Origin of the sequence: Ignatzschineria cameli, assembly GCF_003121895.1 — a bacterium.
In the GTDB taxonomy this organism is placed as follows: Bacteria; Pseudomonadota; Gammaproteobacteria; order Cardiobacteriales; family Wohlfahrtiimonadaceae; genus Ignatzschineria; species Ignatzschineria cameli.
Map to the genome: position 1 here is coordinate 687,585 of NZ_QEWW01000001.1, position 21,604 is coordinate 709,188.

Below are 21,604 nucleotides of genomic sequence, written 5' to 3' on the forward strand. Positions count from 1 at the left end.
GTAGAGTAACCACTAGAGCAGACTTTTAAGAGGTTGGCACTTTCATCTTCACTATGGATGGCTTTAGAAAAAGAATTAAAAGTAGGCTTGGAATAAAGAAAATTGCCGTACTAATAAAGAACCCTTCCCAACCAAGGCCTTCTGCTAAAAAGCCGGAGGCTCCTCCAAATACGCGCAAGCCAAAAGAGGCTAAAGCACTCAACAGTGCATACTGTGTTGCAGAGGCATTACGATCACATAATAGCCCCAAAAACATAATAAAGAGCGCGCTAGAGAATCCTGAGATAAAGTTCTCCCCGCTAATGGCAACCATCAACATCCAGAGATTTGGCTTAGCAATAATAAGAAGGTAACCCAAATTTGTCAGACCGATTAAGACCGCCGAGATAATTAAACTACGATAGAGCCCTAATTGATGGATAATCGTTGCCGCCAAAAACGCTCCCAGTAAAGTTGCAATAAGTCCATAGATCTTTGTGACAGCACCAATCTCGGCACCACTGTAGCCCATCTCATGATAGAACGGCGTCACCATAATCCCTGAGACAGCATCGGGCAACTTATAACAGACAACCAACAGCAGAAAGAATAACGCTTTATCACGTTTAAAAAATTGAATAAAACCTTCCATAAAGCGCTTTAAAGGCGCGGCTAATGGGGCCTCACCCTCTTCAATAACCACCTCTCGCTTGGGCTCTTCTATCAATAGCGTTAAAAGAACAATTAAGATAAAGAGCAGGCCTACCCCTTGGAATATTAATGACCAACTATAAAAGTCCGAGAGCGCTAAAACACCTGCTCCCATCAATAACATCGCAATGCGATACATAAAAAGATAGCTACTCGCACCATATGCTTGTGTCTCTTCATCTAAGAAGTCGATACGGTACGCATCGACAACAATATCAAGACTTGCTGATGCCGTTGCGAGTAAAAAGATTAAAATTCCCAAAAGATAGGGGTTTTTCGCTGGGTCGATAAAGGCTAAGGCGAAAAAGATGCCGGCAATAATGATAAGAAAGAGAAGTATCCAACCTTTACGATGCCCTAACTGCCCGAAAAGAGGCATAGAAAAGAGATCAAGAAGCGGTGCCCATAAAAATTTGAGAAGATAAGGAAGTCCTAAAAGTGAGGCAAGACCGATCGCACTCTTTTGGACTCCAAGAGTAGAGAGCCAATAGGAGAATGTCGATAAGGTCATTAAGATAGGAAGGCCGGATGCAAAACCTAAAAGCGCTACGGAGAGATTTTTTCGAGAAAAATAGTAACTCATGGTTGTTAAAAAACGAACTCTCTTCACTTCACTCTCCCCTGACTTAAATTTAGCCGATTTCGATCGGATCACAGCTCAAATCATACTTCGAATCAAATCGAATCAAATCGACCTTCCTTGCACTCTTTTCTTTCTTTCCCTTCTTGTTCCTTGCTCTTATACCTATTATAACTACTATGCCTCATATTCCGCCTACAACTTATTTTTAGAGTTGTAAGAAGAGACTTGCAATACCTAAATAGATAAAGACTCCCGCAATATCACAAATAGAGGTAATTAAAGGGGTACTTGCTGTTGCCGGGTCCAATTTAAATAATCTAAAGACGAAAGGAATAATCGCACCTAATAGACCACCAAACATTACAACAATCACCATCGATAGAGCGATAATAATTGCCGTTTCAGTGCCGGCACCATAATCACTACCGCGATAATAACCGATTACCGCAATTGCAGCTGCCATCGTAATCCCTAATGCAAAGGAGACCAACGCCTCTTTAGCAAAGACCTTTCCCCAATCCCGCATTGTGACATCACCGACAGCCATCGCTCGAATAACAAGGGTTGTTGATTGTGATCCTGTATTTCCACCGCTTGCAATTAAGAGCGGGAGAAAGAAGACAACATAGATATGTTGATTGAGAAGCTCTTCATAACTTGCAATTCCTGCTCCTGAAAGAAGATTGACAAAGACAAGAATAACTAACCAGCCGATCCGCTTTTTATAGAGCCAGCCCATTGATGATTCGAGTAAACCTTTTACCTCTTCATCTTCATCAACTGAAATTGATGCCATCTTATGGATATCTTCCGTTGCTTCCTGTTGCAATACATCCATCATCTCATCGACATGAAGAACACCGATCATTCGGCCATTAGTATCGATAACGGGAAGTGTTACAAGATCTGAGTCTTGGAATATTTTAGCCGCCTTCTCTTGATCAAGATCGTAAGAGAGTTTCAACGTTGTTGGAGCCATAATATCTTTTAAAATAGCATTCTCATCAGCACCTAAAAGCTCCCTTAATGAGAGAACACCTACAAGAACTCCTAACGGATCGATCACATAGCTATAGTGGATATTAGCCTTACCATGTACATTTTTCCTCAAATACTTAAAGGTCTCACTCACTGTGTAGGTTTCAGGAACGCATATAAAATCGAAATCCATTAATGATCCGACTGTCTCTTCTGCAAATTCGTGCGCTTTTTTTGCATTTTGATGAACCATAAAGCATCCTCCCGTGACTAGATGTGACCGATGATGATCTCTAAAGAGATAGAGTGAAGTAGATCGCTTCTTTGAAGGTGCGTTTCAAAAAGAGGAGCTTGCCAACAATGCCGCTAAATCGAAAATGAGAATTATCGATTATTCTTAAAGATTTCTTAAAGATCTCAGTGATGAACTAACTCTACTTACAGTTCTCTTCAGCTTGAGGAATCACTCTAAAATCTAAATATAAAATCTAAACTTTAAAGCCTCAACCTTCATAAATTGAAGAGAATCGGGATTAAAAGCGCCTCCTTCGTAAAAACTTTAGCTCTGTAGAGCTCAAAAAAGCGGCATCAACCCCTTAATTTCACTATATTAGAGATAACCTTAATTCGATTACTCCTGCTGACCCATTGGTGTCTCTCGACATTTCTGGGCAATAGCTTCCGACTCTACAGTAACCTCACCTAACGAGGAATCATTATCTAACTAAATTTAACTACGTAATATTACTCAATATTCAAATGTTCGATGCTTGATTTCTCAAGACAACTAACTCAATAACTCATTCATAAGTAACAATGAAAAAAGTAGACCTATTACTACCTCAAAAGCCTACGCTATTTGTTCACTATATTACTACAGCAACCTTAGGTCTTTTGAGATATTAACAAGTCTACCTTTAAGGTATTTTGAGGCGAAATTATACCTTAAAATTGAATTTAGAGCAATGAAATGCAAAAAAAGCGTTGACCCCAAAATTAACTATAAGACTCCCCCAAAGCTACTTCAAAGATACCTCAAAGAGAGATTACTCTTAGAGTAGATGAGAATCGATAAAATAAATCATTAATCCTCTTCAAGCAGATCCAAAGAGCGAATCTATCAAACAGCAGTTAGGAAAAAGAGATACAATATCCCCCTGCTTTGAGCTATTATTTTAAGCGTCTTTCTAAAGGAATAATCGCAGTCATGAAAATTTTGATTCTTGGTGCTGGGCAAGTAGGTTCTACGGTCGCTCATGTTTTATCAAAAGAAGCGCAAAATGATATCACCATTATCGATAATCAATATGCCCCATTAGCAGCCCTAAAGGAACGCTATGATATTCGAACAATCCGCGGTAATGCAGCCTCGCCGATCTTATTAAAAGAGGCCGGTGCCGAAAACATGGATGTCATTATCGCTGTTACCTCTAGTGATGAGGTTAATATCGTTGCCTGTCAAATTGCCCATACTGTCTTTGGAATAAAATTAAAAGTTGCACGCGTTCGCTCGAGGGATTACGTTCGCCACGGTGACCTCTTTGGTAATAAACTCGATTCTACCTTCCATATCGATGTTGTAATTAGCCCTGAAATTCTCATCACCAACTATATAAAAAATATCATTGAGCTGCCCGGAGCGCTTGATGTTCTCCGATTTTCAAAAGGAGAGGCATTGATTGTCTCGATCGGTGTTGAAAAGAACTCTCAACTCTATGGCCGGCGCTTTGCCAAAATTAAACGTCGAACACGCCACCTCAATATCAATTATGTGGCGATCTACCGAGAAGGGAGTGAGTTTATCCCCAATGATGAGACAATTTTAGAAGAGGATGATGAGATCTATTTTCTCTGCGCACGATCCGATGCCCGCGAGGTCATTGAGCTTTTTCAATCGAAACAGCGTATTGCTAAAAAGGTGACGATCGCCGGCGGTGGGAATATCGGCGCGGTTCTTGCAGAAGCATTAGAATCTTATACGCATGTAAAATTGATCGAAGAGAATGCAGAACGGGCCAATGCACTCGCCTCTAAATTGAGTCGAAGCCTTATTCTTCATGGCGATTGTACAGATGAGACCCTTCTCTTTGAGGAGAACATTGACAAGACCGATCTCTTCTGCGCCCTGACTAATGATGACCAAACAAATATCATGGCGGCAATGCTCGCTAAACGTCTCGGCGCTAAGTTTTCAATGGCATTGATCAATCGCTCCTCCTATCTTGAGATGATCGAAGAGGAGTCAAATATCGATCTTGCTTTCTCGCCACAACAGGTAACTTTGAGCACCTTATTAACCTATATTAGAAAAGGCGATATTGTTCAGGTATACTCTCTTAGATCAGGCGAATCAGAAGCGATGGAGATTATTGCCCACGGTAATGCTGAAACCTCAAAAATCGTCGGTAAATCTTTGGAAGGGATACGTTGGCCCGAAAATGTCGTTGTCGCGGGACTTATCCGAAGAGGGAAAGTGATGAAAATTGAGCCCTCCATGTCTATTGAGCAGAATGATCATCTCATCTTATTTATCACGGACAAAGAGAGTATTCCAGAAGTGGAAGATCTCTTTGAGTTAAGAAAATAGTCAAAAACCCCAAAAGTCGACAGGAGACTATAATGGAAAAAATTAATAAAGTGGTTCTCGCATATTCAGGCGGATTGGACACTTCCGTAATCCTCAAATGGTTACAAGATGAATATAATTGCGAAGTCGTAACATTTACGGCAGATATTGGTCAAGGCGAAGAAGTTGAGCCGGCACGCGATAAAGCTAAAGCGCTTGGCGTTAAAGAGATCTATATCGATGACCTCCGCGAAGAATTTGCTCGCGACTTTATTTTTCCAATGTTCCGTGCAAATGCGATCTATGAAGGCGAATACCTTCTTGGAACCTCGATTGCTCGCCCTTTAATTGCAAAGCGTTTAGTTGAAATTGCAAATGAGACCAATGCAGATGCAATCTCTCACGGAGCAACAGGTAAGGGGAATGACCAAGTTCGTTTCGAATTAGGTGCATATGCGCTTAAACCTGGTGTAAAAGTGATTGCGCCATGGCGTGAGTGGGATCTTATGTCACGTGAGAAATTACTCGACTATGCTGAAAAACACAATATTGAGATCGATCGCGGTGGTAAGAAATCACCCTACTCTATGGATGCAAACTTGCTCCATATCTCCTATGAAGGATTGATGTTAGAAGATCCATGGACAGAGCCAGAAGCTGATATGTGGCGCTGGACAGTCTCTCCTGAAGAAGCTCCTGATAAGCCAACCTATGTAGAGTTAACTTATCGTCACGGCGATATCGTTGCAATCGATGGTGTTGAAACTTCACCGGCAACAGTGATGGAGAAGCTCAACAAACTCGCAGGTGAAAATGGTATCGGTCGTGTTGATATTGTAGAGAACCGCTATGTTGGAATGAAAGCTCGAGGTTGTTATGAAACACCTGCGGGTACAGTGATGTTAAAAGCACATCGCGCGATTGAGTCTATTACTCTTGACCGTGAAGTTGCGCACCTTAAAGATGAGTTGATGCCTCGTTACGCAAGCCTGATCTATAACGGTTACTGGTGGAGTCCTGAGCGTGAACTCTTACAGACAATGATTGATGAGTCACAAAAGTTTGTAAATGGTGTAGTTCGTGTAAAACTCTACAAAGGGAATGTAATTATCGTCGGTCGTAAATCTGACGATTCACTCTTTGATGAGAATATTGCAACATTTGAAGATGATGGTGGTGCATACGATCAGAAAGATGCTGGTGGTTTTATCAAACTCAATGCACTTCGCCTTCGTATCGCAGCGAGCAAAAATCGCCGTTAATCATCTCCTTCATCGATCGTTACCTGCATGCAGAAGTTATGATTGATGATTTAAAATAGTAGATTAAAAGGATCCTATAGTGACTAATCACGCTATAGGATTTTTATTGTTTTGTTTATTACTATTGATTAAATAATGAGACAACAGAAGCTGATGGATTGCCGGATCTCACTATCATATCTTTCTATAAATCACGTGCCGGCAAATGACAATCACTTATCACCAAGGCACCAATCAATGCTAATAGAATCTGTTGAGTTGCCGGAGCTCACTATCATATCTTTCTATAAATTACGTACCGGCAAATGGTAATCGCTTATCATCAATGCATCAATCAATTCGAATAGAATCTCTTGAGTTGCCGGCGCTCTCTATCGTATCTTTCCATAAACCACGCGCCGACAGTTGATGATTCCCTATCGCCGGTAAGTCATTATCAATTTAAAAGTATGATCCCACCATCAGCAATATAACAGCCATCCCAATAGGCGGGCATGAAGTGGTTAAAAGAACAAAATGGTGGCTCTCGCCACTCTACAGATCTTCTTAGTGTTGAAATATAAAAAAACCACTACCGAAGTAGTGGCAAAGTTTTATAAAGGAAATACTTTATAAGATGGATTCTTAAGTGCAATTGACCTCAATATCGATCTTGCATACTATTTCGATTGATACTTATCTATCTAGTACTTATCAATCAATTACTGATCAATTGCTTCAGCAATATCATCAATCATCTGGTTAGTTGATTTGAAGCCACCGCCTGAAAGATACCAAACGTTAGGATCAAGGTAGACAATCTTGCCATTTTTATAAGCATTTGTGTTTTTCACTAGATCATTCTCAACAACCTCTTTAGCCCCAGTATTACCATTGCCGGCAATTACTGCGCTACGATCCACAATAAAGAGATAATCAGGATTAAGATCCATCACATATTCAAATGATGCTGTCTGACCATGACGTGATTGCTTAATTGTGCTATCAGCTGGTTTAATTCCTAAGACATCATGAATAATCCCGAAACGAGAACCTGGACCATATGCACTAATTTTGCCATCATTAACTAAGAGAATCAGACCTGTTTCATCCATCTGATCAGTCTTCTCACGCACTTTTGTGATCTTCTCATTAAGCAGTGCAATCTCTTTCTCTACATCCGCTTCACGACCATAGATTTCACCTAAAACACGAATATTACGCTCTGTAGAACCCATAATATCATTATCATCGACCGAGAGATTGATCGTCGGTGCAATCTCAGAGAACTGCTCATAAAGCGGTGCTTGACGGATTGCAATAATAATTAAATCTGGTTTTGCGGCATGAATTGCTTCAAAATTTGGCTCTTTTAGTGTTCCAAAGTTTTGATATTTATCAGCACTATAATCGTTAAGATAGCTAGGAAGATTCGCTTTTGGCAGACCGATGATATCAATATCTAAAGACTCTAATGTATCTAATGCCCCAAAATCGAAAGCAACCACCTTCTCAGGCGCAAAAGGAACAACCGTTTCACCTGAATCATGTTTAACAGTGATACGCTTCGACTCCGCTGCGGTACTATTTGTCTGCTCTTTAGCAGGAGCTTCTACTGTTTTTGCCGGCGCTGCTTTCTCTTCGCCACAAGCTGCTAACACTAAAGTTAGTGCCGATACTAAAACAACCTTCTTAAACGATTTGGACTTCATTTTTACTCCTTAAATTTGGACTTTTACTATTTCGATTAACTATTAACTGTTTCAATTAACTACTTCGATTGACTATTTCGGTCAATGATCGAATTCACTCAATAAAACTCGATAGAACTCGATAAAATTTAGCTACTATTTTCAAGATATTAGATGATCGTACTCATAAAACAGAAAATAAGATAACCTTCGTATCCTTTTACATTGTCATCTAGCAAAGATTCTTTAATAGGAGCGATTCAACAATATAATTGATAATCATTCACATCATCATACTTTAAAAAAAGAGAATTTGCTCTCTTTATTCTATAATCTCTTCTAAATATCCCGATTAACTCTCTCTTTTGATGATGCCGACAGCAAGATACCGGCCCGATTGATCCTCTTATGGTCCCTTGATAATCATTGTGATCGCTCTACATGTATTATGAGAAATAGACGCAGATGCGCTGATCATTGATCGTTTGAATTGGAATCTCCATATCATAGATCTCACGCAAAATATTGGTATCAATAATCTTCTCTGTGGCCCCTTCATGCACTAATGCCCCACCCTTAAGTGAGATGATGTAATCAGAGTAACAGGAGGCAAAATTGATATCATGAATCACTATCACAATTGTCTTATTTTTCTCTGCAACAAGCTTACGCAATACCTGCATAATCTCTACAGAGTGCTTCATATCAAGATTATTAAGCGGCTCATCTAAGAAGATGATATCGGTATTTTGCGCAATAACCATCGCTATAAATGCACATTGACGCTGCCCACCACTAAGCTCAGAGACATACTTGTTCTCTAGATCTGTTAATCCCATATAGGCAATCGCTTCATCGATCAATGCATCATCTTCTGCAGTCAAGCGCCCTTTGCTATGGGGAAAACGACCAAACGCAACGAGCTCGCGAACCGTGATTCGTAAATTAAGATGATTTGCCTGCTTAAGAATAGAGATCTTTTTCGCTAATTCATCACTCTTCCAATCACTAATAAGACGATCATCAATCTTGATAGAACCCGCATCAGGATCGATCAAGCGACTCATCATTCCAAGAAGTGTACTCTTCCCTGCTCCATTAGGCCCGATCAACGATGTCACCTTATTTTTAGGGATCGTAATAGAGACATCATCTACAACTTTACGCTGTCCAAATAATTTTGAAACACCTTCTACGACAACCATTTATTTGCTCCCCCTTAAAAGTAGATAGATAAAATAGAGCCCACCAATAAAATTGATAATCACACTCAACGTTGTTGAGAATGAGAAGACTCTCTCCACCAACATCTGCCCAAATGCCAGGGCGATAATACTGACTAACACTGTTCCTATCAATAAAACAGAATGACGATAGGTCTTAAAAATCTCATAACTAAGATTGGCAACGAGTAATCCTAAAAAGGTAATCGGGCCAATCAATGCTGTTGAAACAGCAGTCAAAATAGAGACAACAATCAATGTTATCATCACCACTTTGCGATAAGAGATCCCCAAATTAACCGATTGGTCACGCCCTAATGAGAGGACGTCGAGATATTTAATCATCGGCAGATAGAGAATCATCGTTATCCCAATAATTCCTAATGCCCACCAGATTAGCTTCACTTGAACATTATTAAAGCTGGCAAACATCTTATCTTGTACTAAGAAAAACTCATTCGGATCTATCAATACCTGCATAAAAGTGGAAAGACTCTGAAAGAGAGCACCTAAAACAATACCTATAAGGAGCAGGAAGAAGACAGAACGCCCATCTTTACCCAACAAAAGCTTAAATAGAAGCATCGAAAAGGTCACTAAAGCCAATACAGAGAGAAGAAAGAGCCACTCATTGCTAATCATGGCAAAATTTTTTCCCCCTAAGAAGTAGACCAAAACAGTCTGAACTAAAAGATAGAGAGAATCTAACCCCATAATGCTCGGCGTTAAGATGCGATTATGGGTCACTGTCTGAAAGATCACCGTTGAAAATGCAATAGCACTACCGGCGATCACCATTGCTAATAACTTATACCCTCTTCTTGGCAAAACATAGTCCCAATTGACTCCTAATTGATAGAAGAGAAAAAGGGCTGAACTAGCAGCGGCTAAGACCATCAGCAGTACCAATTTCACTCTGATACTCATCGCTTTCCCATTTATCAAACTTAGACTCATGCCTGCCCTACCTTTTTAAAGAGCAGCCAGATAAAGAGAAGGCTTCCTAAAATACCGATTGTGACACTGATTGGGATCTCATAGGGATAGATAACAATTCGCCCTAAAATATCGCAAGCTAATACAATAATAGCCCCTAAAAGGGCAGTGTATGGCAATGTTGCACGGATATTATCTCCTTTATAGAGGGAGATAATATTGGGAACGATCAGACCTAAAAAGGGAATCATTCCTACAGTTAAAATTACAGAAGCGGTTGTCATCGCAACAATCGCTAAGCCAATATTGACGACTTGCTGATACTTTAACCCCAAATTTTTGGAGAAATCTTCCCCTAAGCCGGCAATAGAAAATTGATGCGCATAAAGATAAGCAATAATCATCAACGGAATAGAGATATAGATCAATTCATAACGACCTGACATCACCATGGAGAAATCCCCAAGTAACCAAGAAGCTAGGTTTTGAATAAGGTCATGCTTATAAGCGATAAAGGTGGAGATCGAACCAATAATCCCCCCAAACATCAATCCTACAAGCGGAACAAAGACAACATCTTTATAGCGAATTCGATTGAGAATTTTCATAAAGAGAAAAGTCCCAAGTAACGCAAAAAGAAAGGCCAACCCCATCTTTACAAGAGGGGAAGCACCGGCAAAGAGCAAAATTGCTACCAAAATCCCTAAGCGTGCAGATTCCATTGTGCCGGCAGTTGTCGGAGAGACAAATGCATTCTGGCTCAATTTTTGCATGATAAGACCGCTGATTGAGAGGCTCGCCCCGGCAATCAAAATAGTTATAAGTCTCGGAATACGACTAATTAATATGGTCTGTTTCTGAGCATCTGTTAGATTAAATAGGTCATTCACCGATATATTTATCACCCCTACAAAGAGGGAGATCGCTGATAATACAATGAGAATGAGAACCCAATACTGTATTCTCATATATAAAACAACTTGTCCTTTTACAAATGAATTCTGTTAAACAAACTCTTTCAAATGAAATATGCACTCGAATGATAATGATTACTATTTTACAGTATATTTATACTTTTCATAGCTTCATTAAAGAATTTAAATAGGTTTGTCTAATAATTAGCTAGATCTAAGGACTCACATCAAGAGAGAAGATGAAAGCGAAAAGCTAAAAATGGTAACGATAGAAGATCCCTCCATATAAGAAGACCCTATCATTCATTGATAGGGTCTTCTCAATTGATTATTAGAGAGATTCTACTCTAATAAAGATTCTAACTTCAAAAGGCTTAGTCACAAAGGCTTAGTAGAAACCGGTCAACTTCTCATTAAAGCTGATGTAGATATTTTTCTTCTGTGTATAAGCATCTAAAATCATCTTATGAGTTTCTCGCCCGATACCTGACTTCTTATAACCTCCAAAGGGAGAGTGCGCCGGTAACTCATTATAGGTGTTAACCCACATACGCCCTGTTCGAACCGCTTTCGCAACACGGAAAGCTCTATTAATATCTCGAGTCCAAACGGCACCGCCTAATCCATACTCTGAGTCATTAGCGAGTTTAATCACCTCTTCTTCACTATCAAAAGGAAGAATCGCAACAACCGGACCAAAGACCTCTTCTTTCTCAATGCGCATATTGGGCTTAACATCTACAATCGCTGTTGGGCAGAGAAAAGCTCCCTGCTCAGAAGCACGTTGCCCACCAGTTAAAACACGAGCGCCCTCCTCTTTAGCGATCTCAACATAACCTAAAATCTGCTTGAGCTGCTTCTCATTAATCTGCGCACCCATCTGTGTATTAGGATCGAGAGGGTCGCCCACACGAACACTCTCAAACTTCTCTTTCAATTTCTCAAGGAATTGATCATAGATAGAACGCTGAATAAAGAGACGAGAACCGGCACAGCAGACTTGCCCTTGATTAAAAAGAATTCCCATCAATGCACCATCAATAGCTTTATCAATCTGTGCATCTTCGAAGATAATATTTGCCGACTTTCCGCCAAGCTCTAGTGTTGCCGGGATCAGTTTATCAGCAGCTGCCCGTGCAACGTTGTACCCAACACCTGTTGAACCAGTGAAGGCAAATTTACTAAAACCTTCATGCTCTAAAATATGATTCCCAGTTGTAGAACCGCCACCAGTTAAAATACTAACAACACCCTTAGGTAAGACTTCATTAAGAATACGTCCTAGTTCAAGCACGGTGATTGAAGTATCACTCGAAGGCTTAATAACAATACAGTTTCCGGCAGCTAATGCGGGTGCAATTTTCCACGCGCCCATCAAGAGCGGGAAGTTCCAAGGAATAATCTGCCCGACAACCCCGATCGGTTCACTCAGTACAATACTTAAACTATCTTGATTGATAAGGTTCGCTTCATCACTTTCTGCACGAATAACACCAGCAAAATAGCGGAAATGGTCGATCGCTAATGGGACATCCACATTTAATGTCTCCCGTATCGGCTTACCATTATCGAGCGTTTCTAATGTCGCAAAACGTTCTAACTCAGCCTCTAGACGATCCGCAATCTCTAATAGATATTTAGCTCGTTCTTGAGGCGAGGTTTGACTCCATGTATCAAATGCAGCCCATGCTGCCTTTACAGCACGATCAACATCCTCTTTCTCAGCGACAGCAATCTCTGTCAACTTCTCACCTGTTGCGGGATTGTGACTCTCTAAGGTTTTACCTTGCGCACCATCAACCCACTCACCATCAATTAAGAGCTGGTAAGCACTCTGTGGACGCAAATCACCATTAATATCAGATAACATTTTCATACACTAATCTCCTTAACGAATATTAAGAACGAGCACTACAAAGAGTAGCCTCACCTATCAACATACAATTTTTTGAGAAGATAATCTATTAAAAAGTATAACAAGTTGCGATAAAAATATTATATCTCTTCTCTACCTAAATACTCCGTCCGCAATATCGAAGCACAAAAGGTATAAAAGGTATAAAAAGAATAAGGAGCGTAAGAAGAGGAATGAGAAAAGGAAGGGAAGGAGGAGGAAGCATATAAGAAGTGCGAAAACAGAAAGATGGGATCAAGCAATAAAAAAGGATGCTCTTATAAACACCCTTCTCTTTTAAAGACCCTTTTTAATACGCTTTATACTTTATAACAAGGCATAAAGCATAAAGCATAAGACAACTTCAAATTTTCTTTAATGCAGGACCTAACCATAGACTTACTCATAACTTACTCATAACTTACTCATAAACTTGGTCATAGATTTTACCATGTTATGGAATGATCAAAATTGTCCCCGCAGGAACCCGAAGCTGATTATCAGGAAGACCGTTACGTTGTTTTAATGCTGACTCACTTACCTGATGAGCTCTGGCAATCTCTGCGATAGTATCCCCTCGTTGTACTTTATACTCTTTTAAAGGACGCTCTTTCGAAATTAACTCTATAGGTGGAGCTGATGGTTCCGGAAATTGCACGCCGATAGCAACGGGTGGCGGCTCGATCATTGAAACCTCTATTGGTGGCGCAACAGGTTGAATCGCCGGCTCTACCGATTTTGATTCTAAACGAATCGGAGGAATCGTAATCGATTGCTTTGGAGGTGCCACTACTTTCGCTTGATTTTGAGCAATCCCTTGCACACGACTATTATCTGATCGCTGTACAACCGTACTATAGACAAGCTCCGTTGCCGGGCGCTCCTTATAGTAAGCCTTAATTCCTGCTAAGATATCATTTGCCAAACGATCTTGATGCTTCTTGCTCCGAAGGTTTTGCTCCTCTTTAGGATTGGAGATAAATCCTGTCTCAATCAATACCGAGGGAATATCAGGCGCTTTTAAGACCGCAAATCCTGCACGCTCCACCTGCTTCTTATGAAGATTGGCATGACGACTAAGATTTTTTAAAAGATGATTACCTAAAGCATGAGAAGACTCAATTGTCGCTTCCTGCGATAGATCGAGCAACATTGAAGCGATGGCATCATCTTTATCGGAGATCTTAACACCACCGATCAGGTCAGATTGGTTCTCCGCTCTTGCTAGTAATCTGGCAGCTTCACTTGAAGCGCCACTAGTAGAGAGGATATAGACCGATGCACCATCTGCTTTTGATGATCCGGCATCAGCATGCAGTGAGATAAACATATCGGCTTTATTCCGTCTTGCAATTAAGACGCGCTCCCTAAGCGGGATAAAGGTATCATTACTGCGCGTTAAGATCGCTTTCATATTGGGTTCACGATTAATCTTCTGCTGCAAGACTTTGGCAATTTGTAATACAACATCCTTCTCCCTTGTTCCCGCTTTACCAACCGCTCCAGGATCCTTTCCACCATGACCTGGATCGATAATAATTAGAATATTTTTCTTAGGAACGCGTTTAGCAACCTGGATCTCCTGAGGTTGAGTTACCACCGTTTGCCCTGATGTTGCTAAATCTTCTTTAACACTTCCCACGGAGGCACCAACAGCAATTACCAACTCATACCCTAAGCGCCCTCTGACAACAGCAGCACTTGCCGGCACATTCCCCTGCTTTAGATCAACCACAATACGAAGGTCAGTCCCTTGCTGTGTTCCTAAACGAACCCCGGCAACATATGCAGAGCTGATAGGTAAGGAGCTCGCCTTATGTTGCAACTCTGCGTTAGGAATATCGATCACTAATCGATCTGGATTTTGTAAGCGGAAGCTATTGAACTTAATCTGTTGATTGAGCGGGAAGATAATTAACATCTCTCCTCCCCGATTCTCCATCTTTCCCGTACCAACGACTGTTGCACCCCAGAGAAGATTGCCTAACATAGCGACCATTAAAAACAAAAAGGCAAACTGGATCCGTTTACCTTTTCTAACTTGCTGACTCTCAACTATTCTCATTCGCTAATCCACTCAACATTTTCGATGAGTGCCTCTTTTGCATCTGAGTTTCCAAAGAAGAGATTAAAACGGTGATAGAGATCTTCCGCCTTTTCTCGCTTCCCTATCGCATCTAAGATCACAATATAGTGAGCGATAATTTCAGGATCTTTATTTTGATGATAAGCCTGTACGATATATTTATGAGCTCGCTCTAAATCACCCAACATATAGTAAGCCCAAGCAAGACTATCTTGAATAAAGTCGCGTCCTGGCAACATCAAATTTGCTTTTGAGATAAAAGGCAAGGCAACTTTCGCATTTTTAGGATCGATCTCAATCAAGGAGTAACCTAAAGCATTATAAGCGATAGGATCTTGTGGATTATTGCGGATCTCCTCTTGTAAAATAGCGACCATCTCACCATACTCTTGATGATAAAGCGCACTCATTGAACGTAGAAATGCTAAGTAGGAGCTCTCTACTTCAGGAAGAAGTGCCGCCTCTTCTACTAACACCTGATCAAGAAGATCATACTCATCCATCTCCTGAAGCATCAAAAGGCGCTTTAACAGAAGCGACGGTGCATCAAAGAGCTCTAAATCAGCAATCTTCTCAAAGTAGTGATTAAATTGATCATAATCACCCTCTGCTAATGCCACTTTCGCCTTAATGGTATAGAGCGCCTCGGCATATTCAGCAGTTGGATTCTCAATTTCAGGGAGCACTTTTAGGAGATTTTCACTATTGCCTAACACCTCAGAAAAATAGAAGAGATTTAAAATTGCGCGCGTCAAAATTTCTGGCTGATCGAGTCGAAGCTGTAGCATCTCTTTAATATTGTCATAGTTCCCCATAACATATGCCATGCCAATAAATTTCTCAAAAACAGCAGGATCTTCATTTGTTAAGATCATTAACGGAATAAGGCGCTGATAAGCCTCTTCATACTCAAAATTAGCAATTAATGCATTTGCTAATTCTAATCCTATCTCAGGATCTTGATATTTGTTATACGCCTCTTCCAATAAGAGAATCGACTTTTCCGGCTCCCCCTCATTCCAATAGATATAGGTATAGAGTGCGTAAATTTTAGGATTTGAGGAGTCGAGTTGTAAGGCTCGCTCAAGATAACCTTCTGCCTCATCAAAGCGTAAATTATCAATTAAGAATCCAGCTAATAGCACTAATGGGAAGGTATCATGCTCTTCTAATGCCGCCATCTTCTTAAAAAGCGCTAATTGCTCATCTAACGGAATTTCAAACTCATGGAGTTTCTTTAAAATAGCAAAATAGGGAGATGGCTCAACAACACCATTATTTGTAAGATAGATCATCTCCACTAAGTGGTTATAAGTTCTTGCCGCATACTCAATATCACCAGTTAAGAGATAAGCTTGCGCTAATAAATTGTAATTAGCTAAATTTTGTGGGTTTTGAATCACCAATTTTTGAATAAGAGGGAGTGCATCCGCAATACTTCCTGCCTCTAAATCAAGTCGAATTCTCCGCTCTAAAACTTTTGGATCGCTATTTCGCTCTAGCAGAGCATCATAGTGCTCTTTTGCACTCTCCCAATCTTCCCGCTTAGAGGCGATTTCGGCTGCCAAAAAATCATAAACTTCCGAGATTGCCTGATCTCTATAGAGCGTTGCGGCATCAATCTCATCTACTAAATCGAGTGACTCCCCCCTGCCTTCTCCCACAACTTCAGCGCTTTCAAACCGGGTAGAATCCTCTTCCACCTCTGTTTGAGCATCTGTTTGAGCATATGTGGGCATGTGTGCTACACACACAAAGAGTAACAACAGGTTGAACAATTTCTTCATACCGAGAGGCTCCTTATCGCTTGATCTATCCTTAGTGATATCGCCCACCATCGATGGATCGATATTATCTGTTATGATGAGAGAAGATTGATTCTTCGCCTATTTTAACGTAAAAATCGGGGAAGTGTTAATTATTACCCTCAAACTAAAAGGAGTAACCAAGGTATGAGTAAGAAACATTTTGCTTTAATTCTTTCAGGGTGTGGTCATTTAGATGGTGCAGAGATCACAGAGGCAACAACACTTAATATAGCGCTCTCTAAAGCAGGGATAGAGGTCTCCTTCTATGCACCGGATCGACTTCAAACAGATACTATTAATCACCTCAATGGTGAGATAGAGGGCGATGAGCGCAATATTATGCAAGAAGCAGCTCGCATTGCACGTGGAAAGATCGCTCCGATTGCAAAATTAGATCTTGATTCGGTCGATGGTATCGCTTTAGCCGGCGGCTTTGGTGTTATTAAAAACTTCACTAACTTTATCGATAAAGGAGAAGAAGCTACGCTCTCTGCTGATATTGGTGAAAAGCTAAAAAAAGCTATCGAGATGAGAAAACCAATCATTGCTATCTGTGCTGCACCAATGGCTATTGCAATCGCCCTTAAAGAGCTCGAAATTAAAGATGCATCTATCACTTTCGGGCAAGCTAAAAATGCAGGTGCATTCCTTCCTGCGCTTAAAGCTTGGGGAATTACACATATCGAGACGGCCACTACAGATGCTCATTGTGATAATAACTACCCAATTATCACAGGGGGCGCTTATATGGATGGAGAAGCAACACCTTATGAGATCTATCAAGGAGCATTAGCGACGGTGGATGCTTATCAAAAAGCAGGAGAATAACTCGTCTCAAACCCTAAATATCATCTTAAATACCATTCATTAAATACCATATTAAAAATCGTATTAAGATTCATATGAAGAGTTAATACTAAGAGTTATATTGAGAATCATATTAAGAGTCATATCGAAAACTGCTCTTAAAGCATCTATTAAAAGATTGCGATACCAATCTCTATTCAACTCTTAGAAGGAGCTGCAGTTGAGATCTTTGCTTATTTTATAAACAATTCATAAACAAGGATCTCAACTGTTTTCCACTTTTTAAAAAATCAGGTACACTCTCATTTATACGACTAATTTTAAGTCACAACTAAGGGGGCTATTCCCCAAAATTTCAATCCTTAATGATGAAATCAGAAATAGTAAGAATAGGTGTAGTATCTCTCTCAACAATTGGTTGAGTATTGAGACCTTATACTTCACCTAAAATTAGCAACATTAAAACTCACTCAAAGACTATTTCTGATCTCTCATTGTTATTATTACTCTTTAATCAATTGGAGAAATTTGATCTATCATGGAGCCTCTTAAAGTAGGATTAATTGGTCTTGGTACAGTCGCCTCGGGCGTTGCTGCAGTTTTAACAAAAAATAGTAGGGAGATTACACGCCGAATAACCCGCACCCCTATTATTGAAAAAGTCTTTGTTCGCTCGCTCGAAAGAGATAACCCCTATAATTTAGATCTTACAACCTCTATCGCCGATATTACCGATAATCCTGACATTGATGTTGTCATTGAGCTCATTGGTGGCATTGAGCCTGCATTAACCTATATCAAAACGGCATTAAACAATGGTAAATCTGTCATTACTGCTAATAAGGAGCTCATCGCGCTCCATGGTAATGAATTACTACAGCTTGCTCAAGAGAAAGGTGTTTTTCTCCGTTTTGAGGCCTCAGTGGCGGGCGGTCTCCCGATTCTTAAGCTCTTAAGAGAAGGCCTTGCCGCCAACGAGATCGATACTGTAATGGGCATTATTAACGGAACCTCTAATTACATTTTGACAGAGATGAGTCACAAAGGGGTCAATTTTGATCAATGCCTAAAAGAGGCTCAAGCACATGGGTATGCAGAAGCGGATCCAACCTTTGATATAAAAGGGATTGATGCCGCTCATAAATTGACAATTCTTGCAGCAACAGCCTTTGGTACCCCCCTCAACTTTGAGGATATGCATATTGAAGGAATTGATACTATCACTGCTGAAGATATCGCCATTACCCAAGCTGAAGGATATACCATTAAACATCTCGGTATTGCGCGCAAAAGTAAACAAGGAATTGAGCTTCGTGTTCACCCGACACTCTTAGCTAAAGAGCATCAATTAGCCCAAGTAGATGGTGTTTTAAATGGGGTCTATGTTGTTGGTAATGCGGTTGGAGAGCAATTCTACTCAGGCAGAGGGGCAGGAAGCGAAGCAACGGCATCTGCTGTCATAGCCGATCTTATCGAGATTATTCACAACAATGATTGTCGTCATAGCGCGCCAGCATTAGGCTTCTTAGAGGAGAATCTTCAAAGCATTCCAACGCTTCCAACAAAATCTTTCTCTTCTCGTTACTACCTTGCCTTTAACTATCTAAATGAAATAACTGGCGAATCGATCGCTGAGGCACTTAAAACCGTACTTCTAGAGGCAGGAGTTACAGCTGAAAAAATTAAAGTTTATGATCAATATCAACAAGTTATTCTGTTTTTAGAAAAAACAGTGCAAGAAAATGTAGAAAATATCATTAATAATGCTATGTTAATTAAAGGCATTGAAGATTCTAAGTTTATTCGAGTCGAATAAGTTTCTAAAATAATCCCCATCTAAGACAATATTTTAGATAAAAATATTGAGGTGAGAAGATATTTTAGGCGCGTCGATTAAGAAGATAGAAAAAAGAGAATAGCTCCTGCCACCATTTGACTTAAATAATAACGATACAACTATAAATCTAGATCACATTAATAATTATCTTCCTACTACGCTTACGTTGTGGGGATGAGAGGGTGCCAGTTTATAACCGGAACCCGACAATCAACCTGATAATTATATATTACTAGTGTTTATCCGTTATCTATCTGTTATTTGCAAAGTCTATCTGCAAAGTTATCTGTAAAAGGCGTATCTCGAAGCGGTATCTCTCTAGAGAGAAGAGCTACAAGGCATAAGAGTGCAGCATATTTTTAGGTCATGCGATCTTATACCTGATCTTTAAATACCGAAATTTAGAGTGCTGCTGGTCGTTATCAGATAAATGGAAAGGCAAATCTTATTTTCGCTGACGGTGCTATTGGCTAATTACTATTAACTAATTACTATTGACTAATTAGAGAATAGTCGCTAATAGCAGTGATTGATTAATCGATAGACGATTCAATAGACAGCCTATAAAAAAATGAACAATAAATATTGAAAAGAGAGGAGATCCTGTGAAATTAAGCGGTGCAGAAATCGTCATTCACTCCTTAATGAAGGAGAAGGTAGAGTGTATCTTTGGTTATCCTGGAGGTGCAGTTCTGCCACTTTATGATGAGATTTATAAACAAGACAAAATTGAACATGTCCTTGTCCGCCATGAGCAGGCTGCGACCCATGCTGCCGACGCTTATGCGCGTACAACAGGAAAGCCAGGTGTCGTTCTGGTCACTTCCGGTCCCGGGCTAACCAATGCTGTCACTGGTATTGCAACTGCTTATATGGATTCAATTCCCATGATTGTCTTTTCTGGACAAGTAGCTACAAGCTTAATTGGGAATGATGCGTTCCAAGAAGTAGATACTGTTGGAATTACCCTTCCTTGTGTCAAACATAACTTCTTAGTCAAAGATGTAAAAGATCTCGCAAGCATAATTAAAAAAGCATTTTATATTGCTACAACAGGCCGCCCTGGCCCAGTTGTCATCGACCTTCCAAAAGATATTACGGTCCATGAAGCAGAATTTGTATATCCTGAAAAAATTACAATGCGCTCCTACAACCCTACCGTTAAAGGGCACTCAAAGCAGATCGCACGCGCGTACGATCTCATTATGAAAGCAAAATGCCCCATGGTTTATACCGGCGGTGGTGTCATTATTGGCGAAGCACATAAAGAACTTCGCGAATTTGTAAAAGCGCTTAACCTTCCAATAACAAGTACCCTAATGGGCCTTGGCGCCTATGAAGGAACCGATAAACAGTTCCTTGGTATGTTAGGGATGCATGGGACTTATGAAGCAAACATGGCGATGCATCACTGTGATGTTCTTATTGCTTTAGGCGCTCGTTTTGATGACCGAATTACCGGCACCTTAGAGAGCTTCTGCCCCTATGCAAAAATTATCCATGTAGATGTTGACCCCTCATCGATTGCTAAAAATGTTCCCGTTGATCTTCCTATCGTAGGACAGCTTCAACCTGTTCTTAAGGAACTTAATGCGATCCATAAGGCTAAAAAAGGCAAATTAGATCAGGCCGCTCTTGCAAACTGGTGGGATCAGATCGGCGAGTGGCGAGCCATGGAGTCTTTAAAATATGAGCAATCTGATGTGGTTATTAAACCTCAGTTTGTTATTGAAAAACTTTTTGAGGTCACTGAAGGGAAAGCTATTATTACCTCTGATGTTGGACAGCATCAGATGTGGGCTGCACAATATTATCCTTTTGATGAACCTCGACAATGGCTCAACTCTGGTGGATTAGGAACGATGGGTTTTGGTCTTCCTGCCGCTATGGGCGCGAAAATTGCTCGCCCCGATAGAGAGGTCGCATGTATTACGGGAGATGGCAGTATTCAGATGATGCTTCAAGAGCTCTCTACAATGTTGCAATACTGCTCCCCTGTTAAAATTATTAACCTTAACAATGGTTATTTAGGGATGGTACGTCAATGGCAAGAATTCTTCTTCCAAAAACGTTACTGCATGAGCTATTTTGACTCTCTCCCTGATTTTGTAAAACTTGCCGAGGCATATGGCCATAGCGGTGTTCAAATTCACAAACCAAGTGACGTTGAACCAGCTCTCCGAGAAGCTTTCAAACAGAAAGATAAGACCATCTTCCTCGACTTTATCACCGATCCCAGCGAGAACGTTTACCCAATGATTCCCGCCGGAAAAGGTCATCACGAAATGATCTTAGCGGGTCGCGATAAGATGGAAAATACGCTCAAAGAAGGCTTAAGTCAGGTATAGGA

The 21,604-nt window shown here is 40.4% G+C and carries 14 protein-coding genes and 1 riboswitch; of the genes, 5 read left to right on the top strand and 9 right to left on the bottom strand.

Going from position 1 to position 21,604, the window contains the following annotated elements:
• Positions 1-25: 25 nt before the first annotated feature.
• Positions 26-1,300 (bottom strand): AmpG family muropeptide MFS transporter, encoded by a 1,275-nt coding sequence (locus DC077_RS02685; RefSeq protein WP_239990339.1) that lies wholly within the window; start codon positions 1,298-1,300, stop codon positions 26-28.
• Between the two features lie 178 nt (positions 1,301-1,478).
• Positions 1,479-2,504, bottom strand: a complete 1,026-nt coding sequence (gene mgtE, locus DC077_RS02690; protein ID WP_109201199.1) for a magnesium transporter — start codon at positions 2,502-2,504, stop codon at positions 1,479-1,481.
• A gap of 283 nt (positions 2,505-2,787) precedes the next feature.
• Positions 2,788-2,968, bottom strand: a riboswitch (M-box (ykoK) riboswitch).
• A 490-nt stretch (positions 2,969-3,458) separates the two neighbouring features.
• Here mgtE and trkA point away from each other — a divergent pair.
• Together trkA and DC077_RS02700 are read left to right on the top strand one after the other, a co-directional pair.
• Positions 3,459-4,838 carry a Trk system potassium transporter TrkA gene (gene trkA, locus DC077_RS02695; protein ID WP_109201200.1) on the top strand — a complete coding sequence of 460 codons (1,380 nt, stop codon included), beginning with the start codon at positions 3,459-3,461 and terminating at the stop codon, positions 4,836-4,838.
• A gap of 32 nt (positions 4,839-4,870) precedes the next feature.
• Positions 4,871-6,079 carry an argininosuccinate synthase gene (locus DC077_RS02700; RefSeq protein WP_109201201.1) on the top strand — a complete coding sequence of 403 codons (1,209 nt, stop codon included), beginning with the start codon at positions 4,871-4,873 and terminating at the stop codon, positions 6,077-6,079.
• Positions 6,080-6,780: 701 nt separating this feature from the next.
• Here the strand turns inward: DC077_RS02700 and DC077_RS02705 are convergent.
• The 7 genes from DC077_RS02705 to DC077_RS02735 all read right to left on the bottom strand — a co-directional run bounded on the left by DC077_RS02705 (position 6,781) and on the right by DC077_RS02735 (position 16,589).
• Complete coding sequence (locus DC077_RS02705) at positions 6,781-7,770, bottom strand: siderophore ABC transporter substrate-binding protein (RefSeq protein WP_109201202.1); 990 nt, start codon at positions 7,768-7,770, stop codon at positions 6,781-6,783.
• A gap of 425 nt (positions 7,771-8,195) precedes the next feature.
• Entirely contained in the window at positions 8,196-8,954 is a 759-nt protein-coding gene (locus tag DC077_RS02710) for an iron ABC transporter ATP-binding protein (RefSeq protein WP_109201203.1), read from the bottom strand.
• On the bottom strand, positions 8,955-9,899 hold the full coding sequence (locus tag DC077_RS02715) for an iron chelate uptake ABC transporter family permease subunit (RefSeq protein WP_109201274.1): 945 nt from the start codon (positions 9,897-9,899) through the stop codon (positions 8,955-8,957). It abuts the gene before it with no gap.
• Positions 9,900-9,925: 26 nt separating this feature from the next.
• The gene (locus DC077_RS02720) at positions 9,926-10,876 is read right to left on the bottom strand and encodes an ABC transporter permease (protein WP_109201204.1); all 951 of its coding nucleotides are present in this window, start codon (positions 10,874-10,876) and stop codon (positions 9,926-9,928) included.
• Between the two features lie 334 nt (positions 10,877-11,210).
• Positions 11,211-12,698 carry an aldehyde dehydrogenase family protein gene (locus tag DC077_RS02725; protein WP_109201205.1) on the bottom strand — a complete coding sequence of 496 codons (1,488 nt, stop codon included), beginning with the start codon at positions 12,696-12,698 and terminating at the stop codon, positions 11,211-11,213.
• A 472-nt stretch (positions 12,699-13,170) separates the two neighbouring features.
• Positions 13,171-14,781: an N-acetylmuramoyl-L-alanine amidase gene (locus DC077_RS02730; protein ID WP_109201206.1), complete on the bottom strand. Its 1,611-nt coding sequence runs from the start codon at positions 14,779-14,781 to the stop codon at positions 13,171-13,173.
• Positions 14,778-16,589, bottom strand: a complete 1,812-nt coding sequence (locus tag DC077_RS02735) for a tetratricopeptide repeat protein (RefSeq protein ID WP_157953471.1) — start codon at positions 16,587-16,589, stop codon at positions 14,778-14,780. Before DC077_RS02735 ends, DC077_RS02730 begins: the two co-directional genes overlap by 4 nt.
• A gap of 165 nt (positions 16,590-16,754) precedes the next feature.
• Between DC077_RS02735 and elbB the strand changes: the two genes are divergently transcribed.
• From elbB to ilvB, 3 genes are all read left to right on the top strand, one after another.
• Entirely contained in the window at positions 16,755-17,438 is a 684-nt protein-coding gene (gene elbB, locus DC077_RS02740; protein WP_109201208.1) for an isoprenoid biosynthesis glyoxalase ElbB, read from the top strand.
• A 517-nt stretch (positions 17,439-17,955) separates the two neighbouring features.
• On the top strand, positions 17,956-19,233 hold the full coding sequence (locus tag DC077_RS02745; RefSeq protein ID WP_109201209.1) for a homoserine dehydrogenase: 1,278 nt from the start codon (positions 17,956-17,958) through the stop codon (positions 19,231-19,233).
• A gap of 626 nt (positions 19,234-19,859) precedes the next feature.
• Entirely contained in the window at positions 19,860-21,602 is a 1,743-nt protein-coding gene (ilvB, locus tag DC077_RS02750; protein WP_109217819.1) for a biosynthetic-type acetolactate synthase large subunit, read from the top strand.
• Positions 21,603-21,604 lie beyond the last annotated feature (2 nt).

Excerpts from the sequence above, each read along its gene's own strand:
- mgtE (WP_109201199.1), bottom strand. The coding sequence starts at position 2,504 with ATGGTTCATCAAAATGCAAAAAAAGCGCACGAATTTGCAGAAGAGACA.
- trkA (WP_109201200.1), top strand. The coding sequence starts at position 3,459 with ATGAAAATTTTGATTCTTGGTGCTGGGCAAGTAGGTTCTACGGTCGCT.
- DC077_RS02700 (WP_109201201.1), top strand. The coding sequence starts at position 4,871 with ATGGAAAAAATTAATAAAGTGGTTCTCGCATATTCAGGCGGATTGGAC.
- DC077_RS02705 (WP_109201202.1), bottom strand. The coding sequence starts at position 7,770 with ATGAAGTCCAAATCGTTTAAGAAGGTTGTTTTAGTATCGGCACTAACT.
- DC077_RS02710 (WP_109201203.1), bottom strand. The coding sequence starts at position 8,954 with ATGGTTGTCGTAGAAGGTGTTTCAAAATTATTTGGACAGCGTAAAGTT.
- DC077_RS02715 (WP_109201274.1), bottom strand. The coding sequence starts at position 9,899 with ATGAGTATCAGAGTGAAATTGGTACTGCTGATGGTCTTAGCCGCTGCT.
- DC077_RS02720 (WP_109201204.1), bottom strand. The coding sequence starts at position 10,876 with ATGAGAATACAGTATTGGGTTCTCATTCTCATTGTATTATCAGCGATC.
- DC077_RS02725 (WP_109201205.1), bottom strand. The coding sequence starts at position 12,698 with ATGAAAATGTTATCTGATATTAATGGTGATTTGCGTCCACAGAGTGCT.
- DC077_RS02730 (WP_109201206.1), bottom strand. The coding sequence starts at position 14,781 with ATGAGAATAGTTGAGAGTCAGCAAGTTAGAAAAGGTAAACGGATCCAG.
- DC077_RS02735 (WP_157953471.1), bottom strand. The coding sequence starts at position 16,589 with ATGAAGAAATTGTTCAACCTGTTGTTACTCTTTGTGTGTGTAGCACAC.
- elbB (WP_109201208.1), top strand. The coding sequence starts at position 16,755 with ATGAGTAAGAAACATTTTGCTTTAATTCTTTCAGGGTGTGGTCATTTA.
- DC077_RS02745 (WP_109201209.1), top strand. The coding sequence starts at position 17,956 with ATGGAGCCTCTTAAAGTAGGATTAATTGGTCTTGGTACAGTCGCCTCG.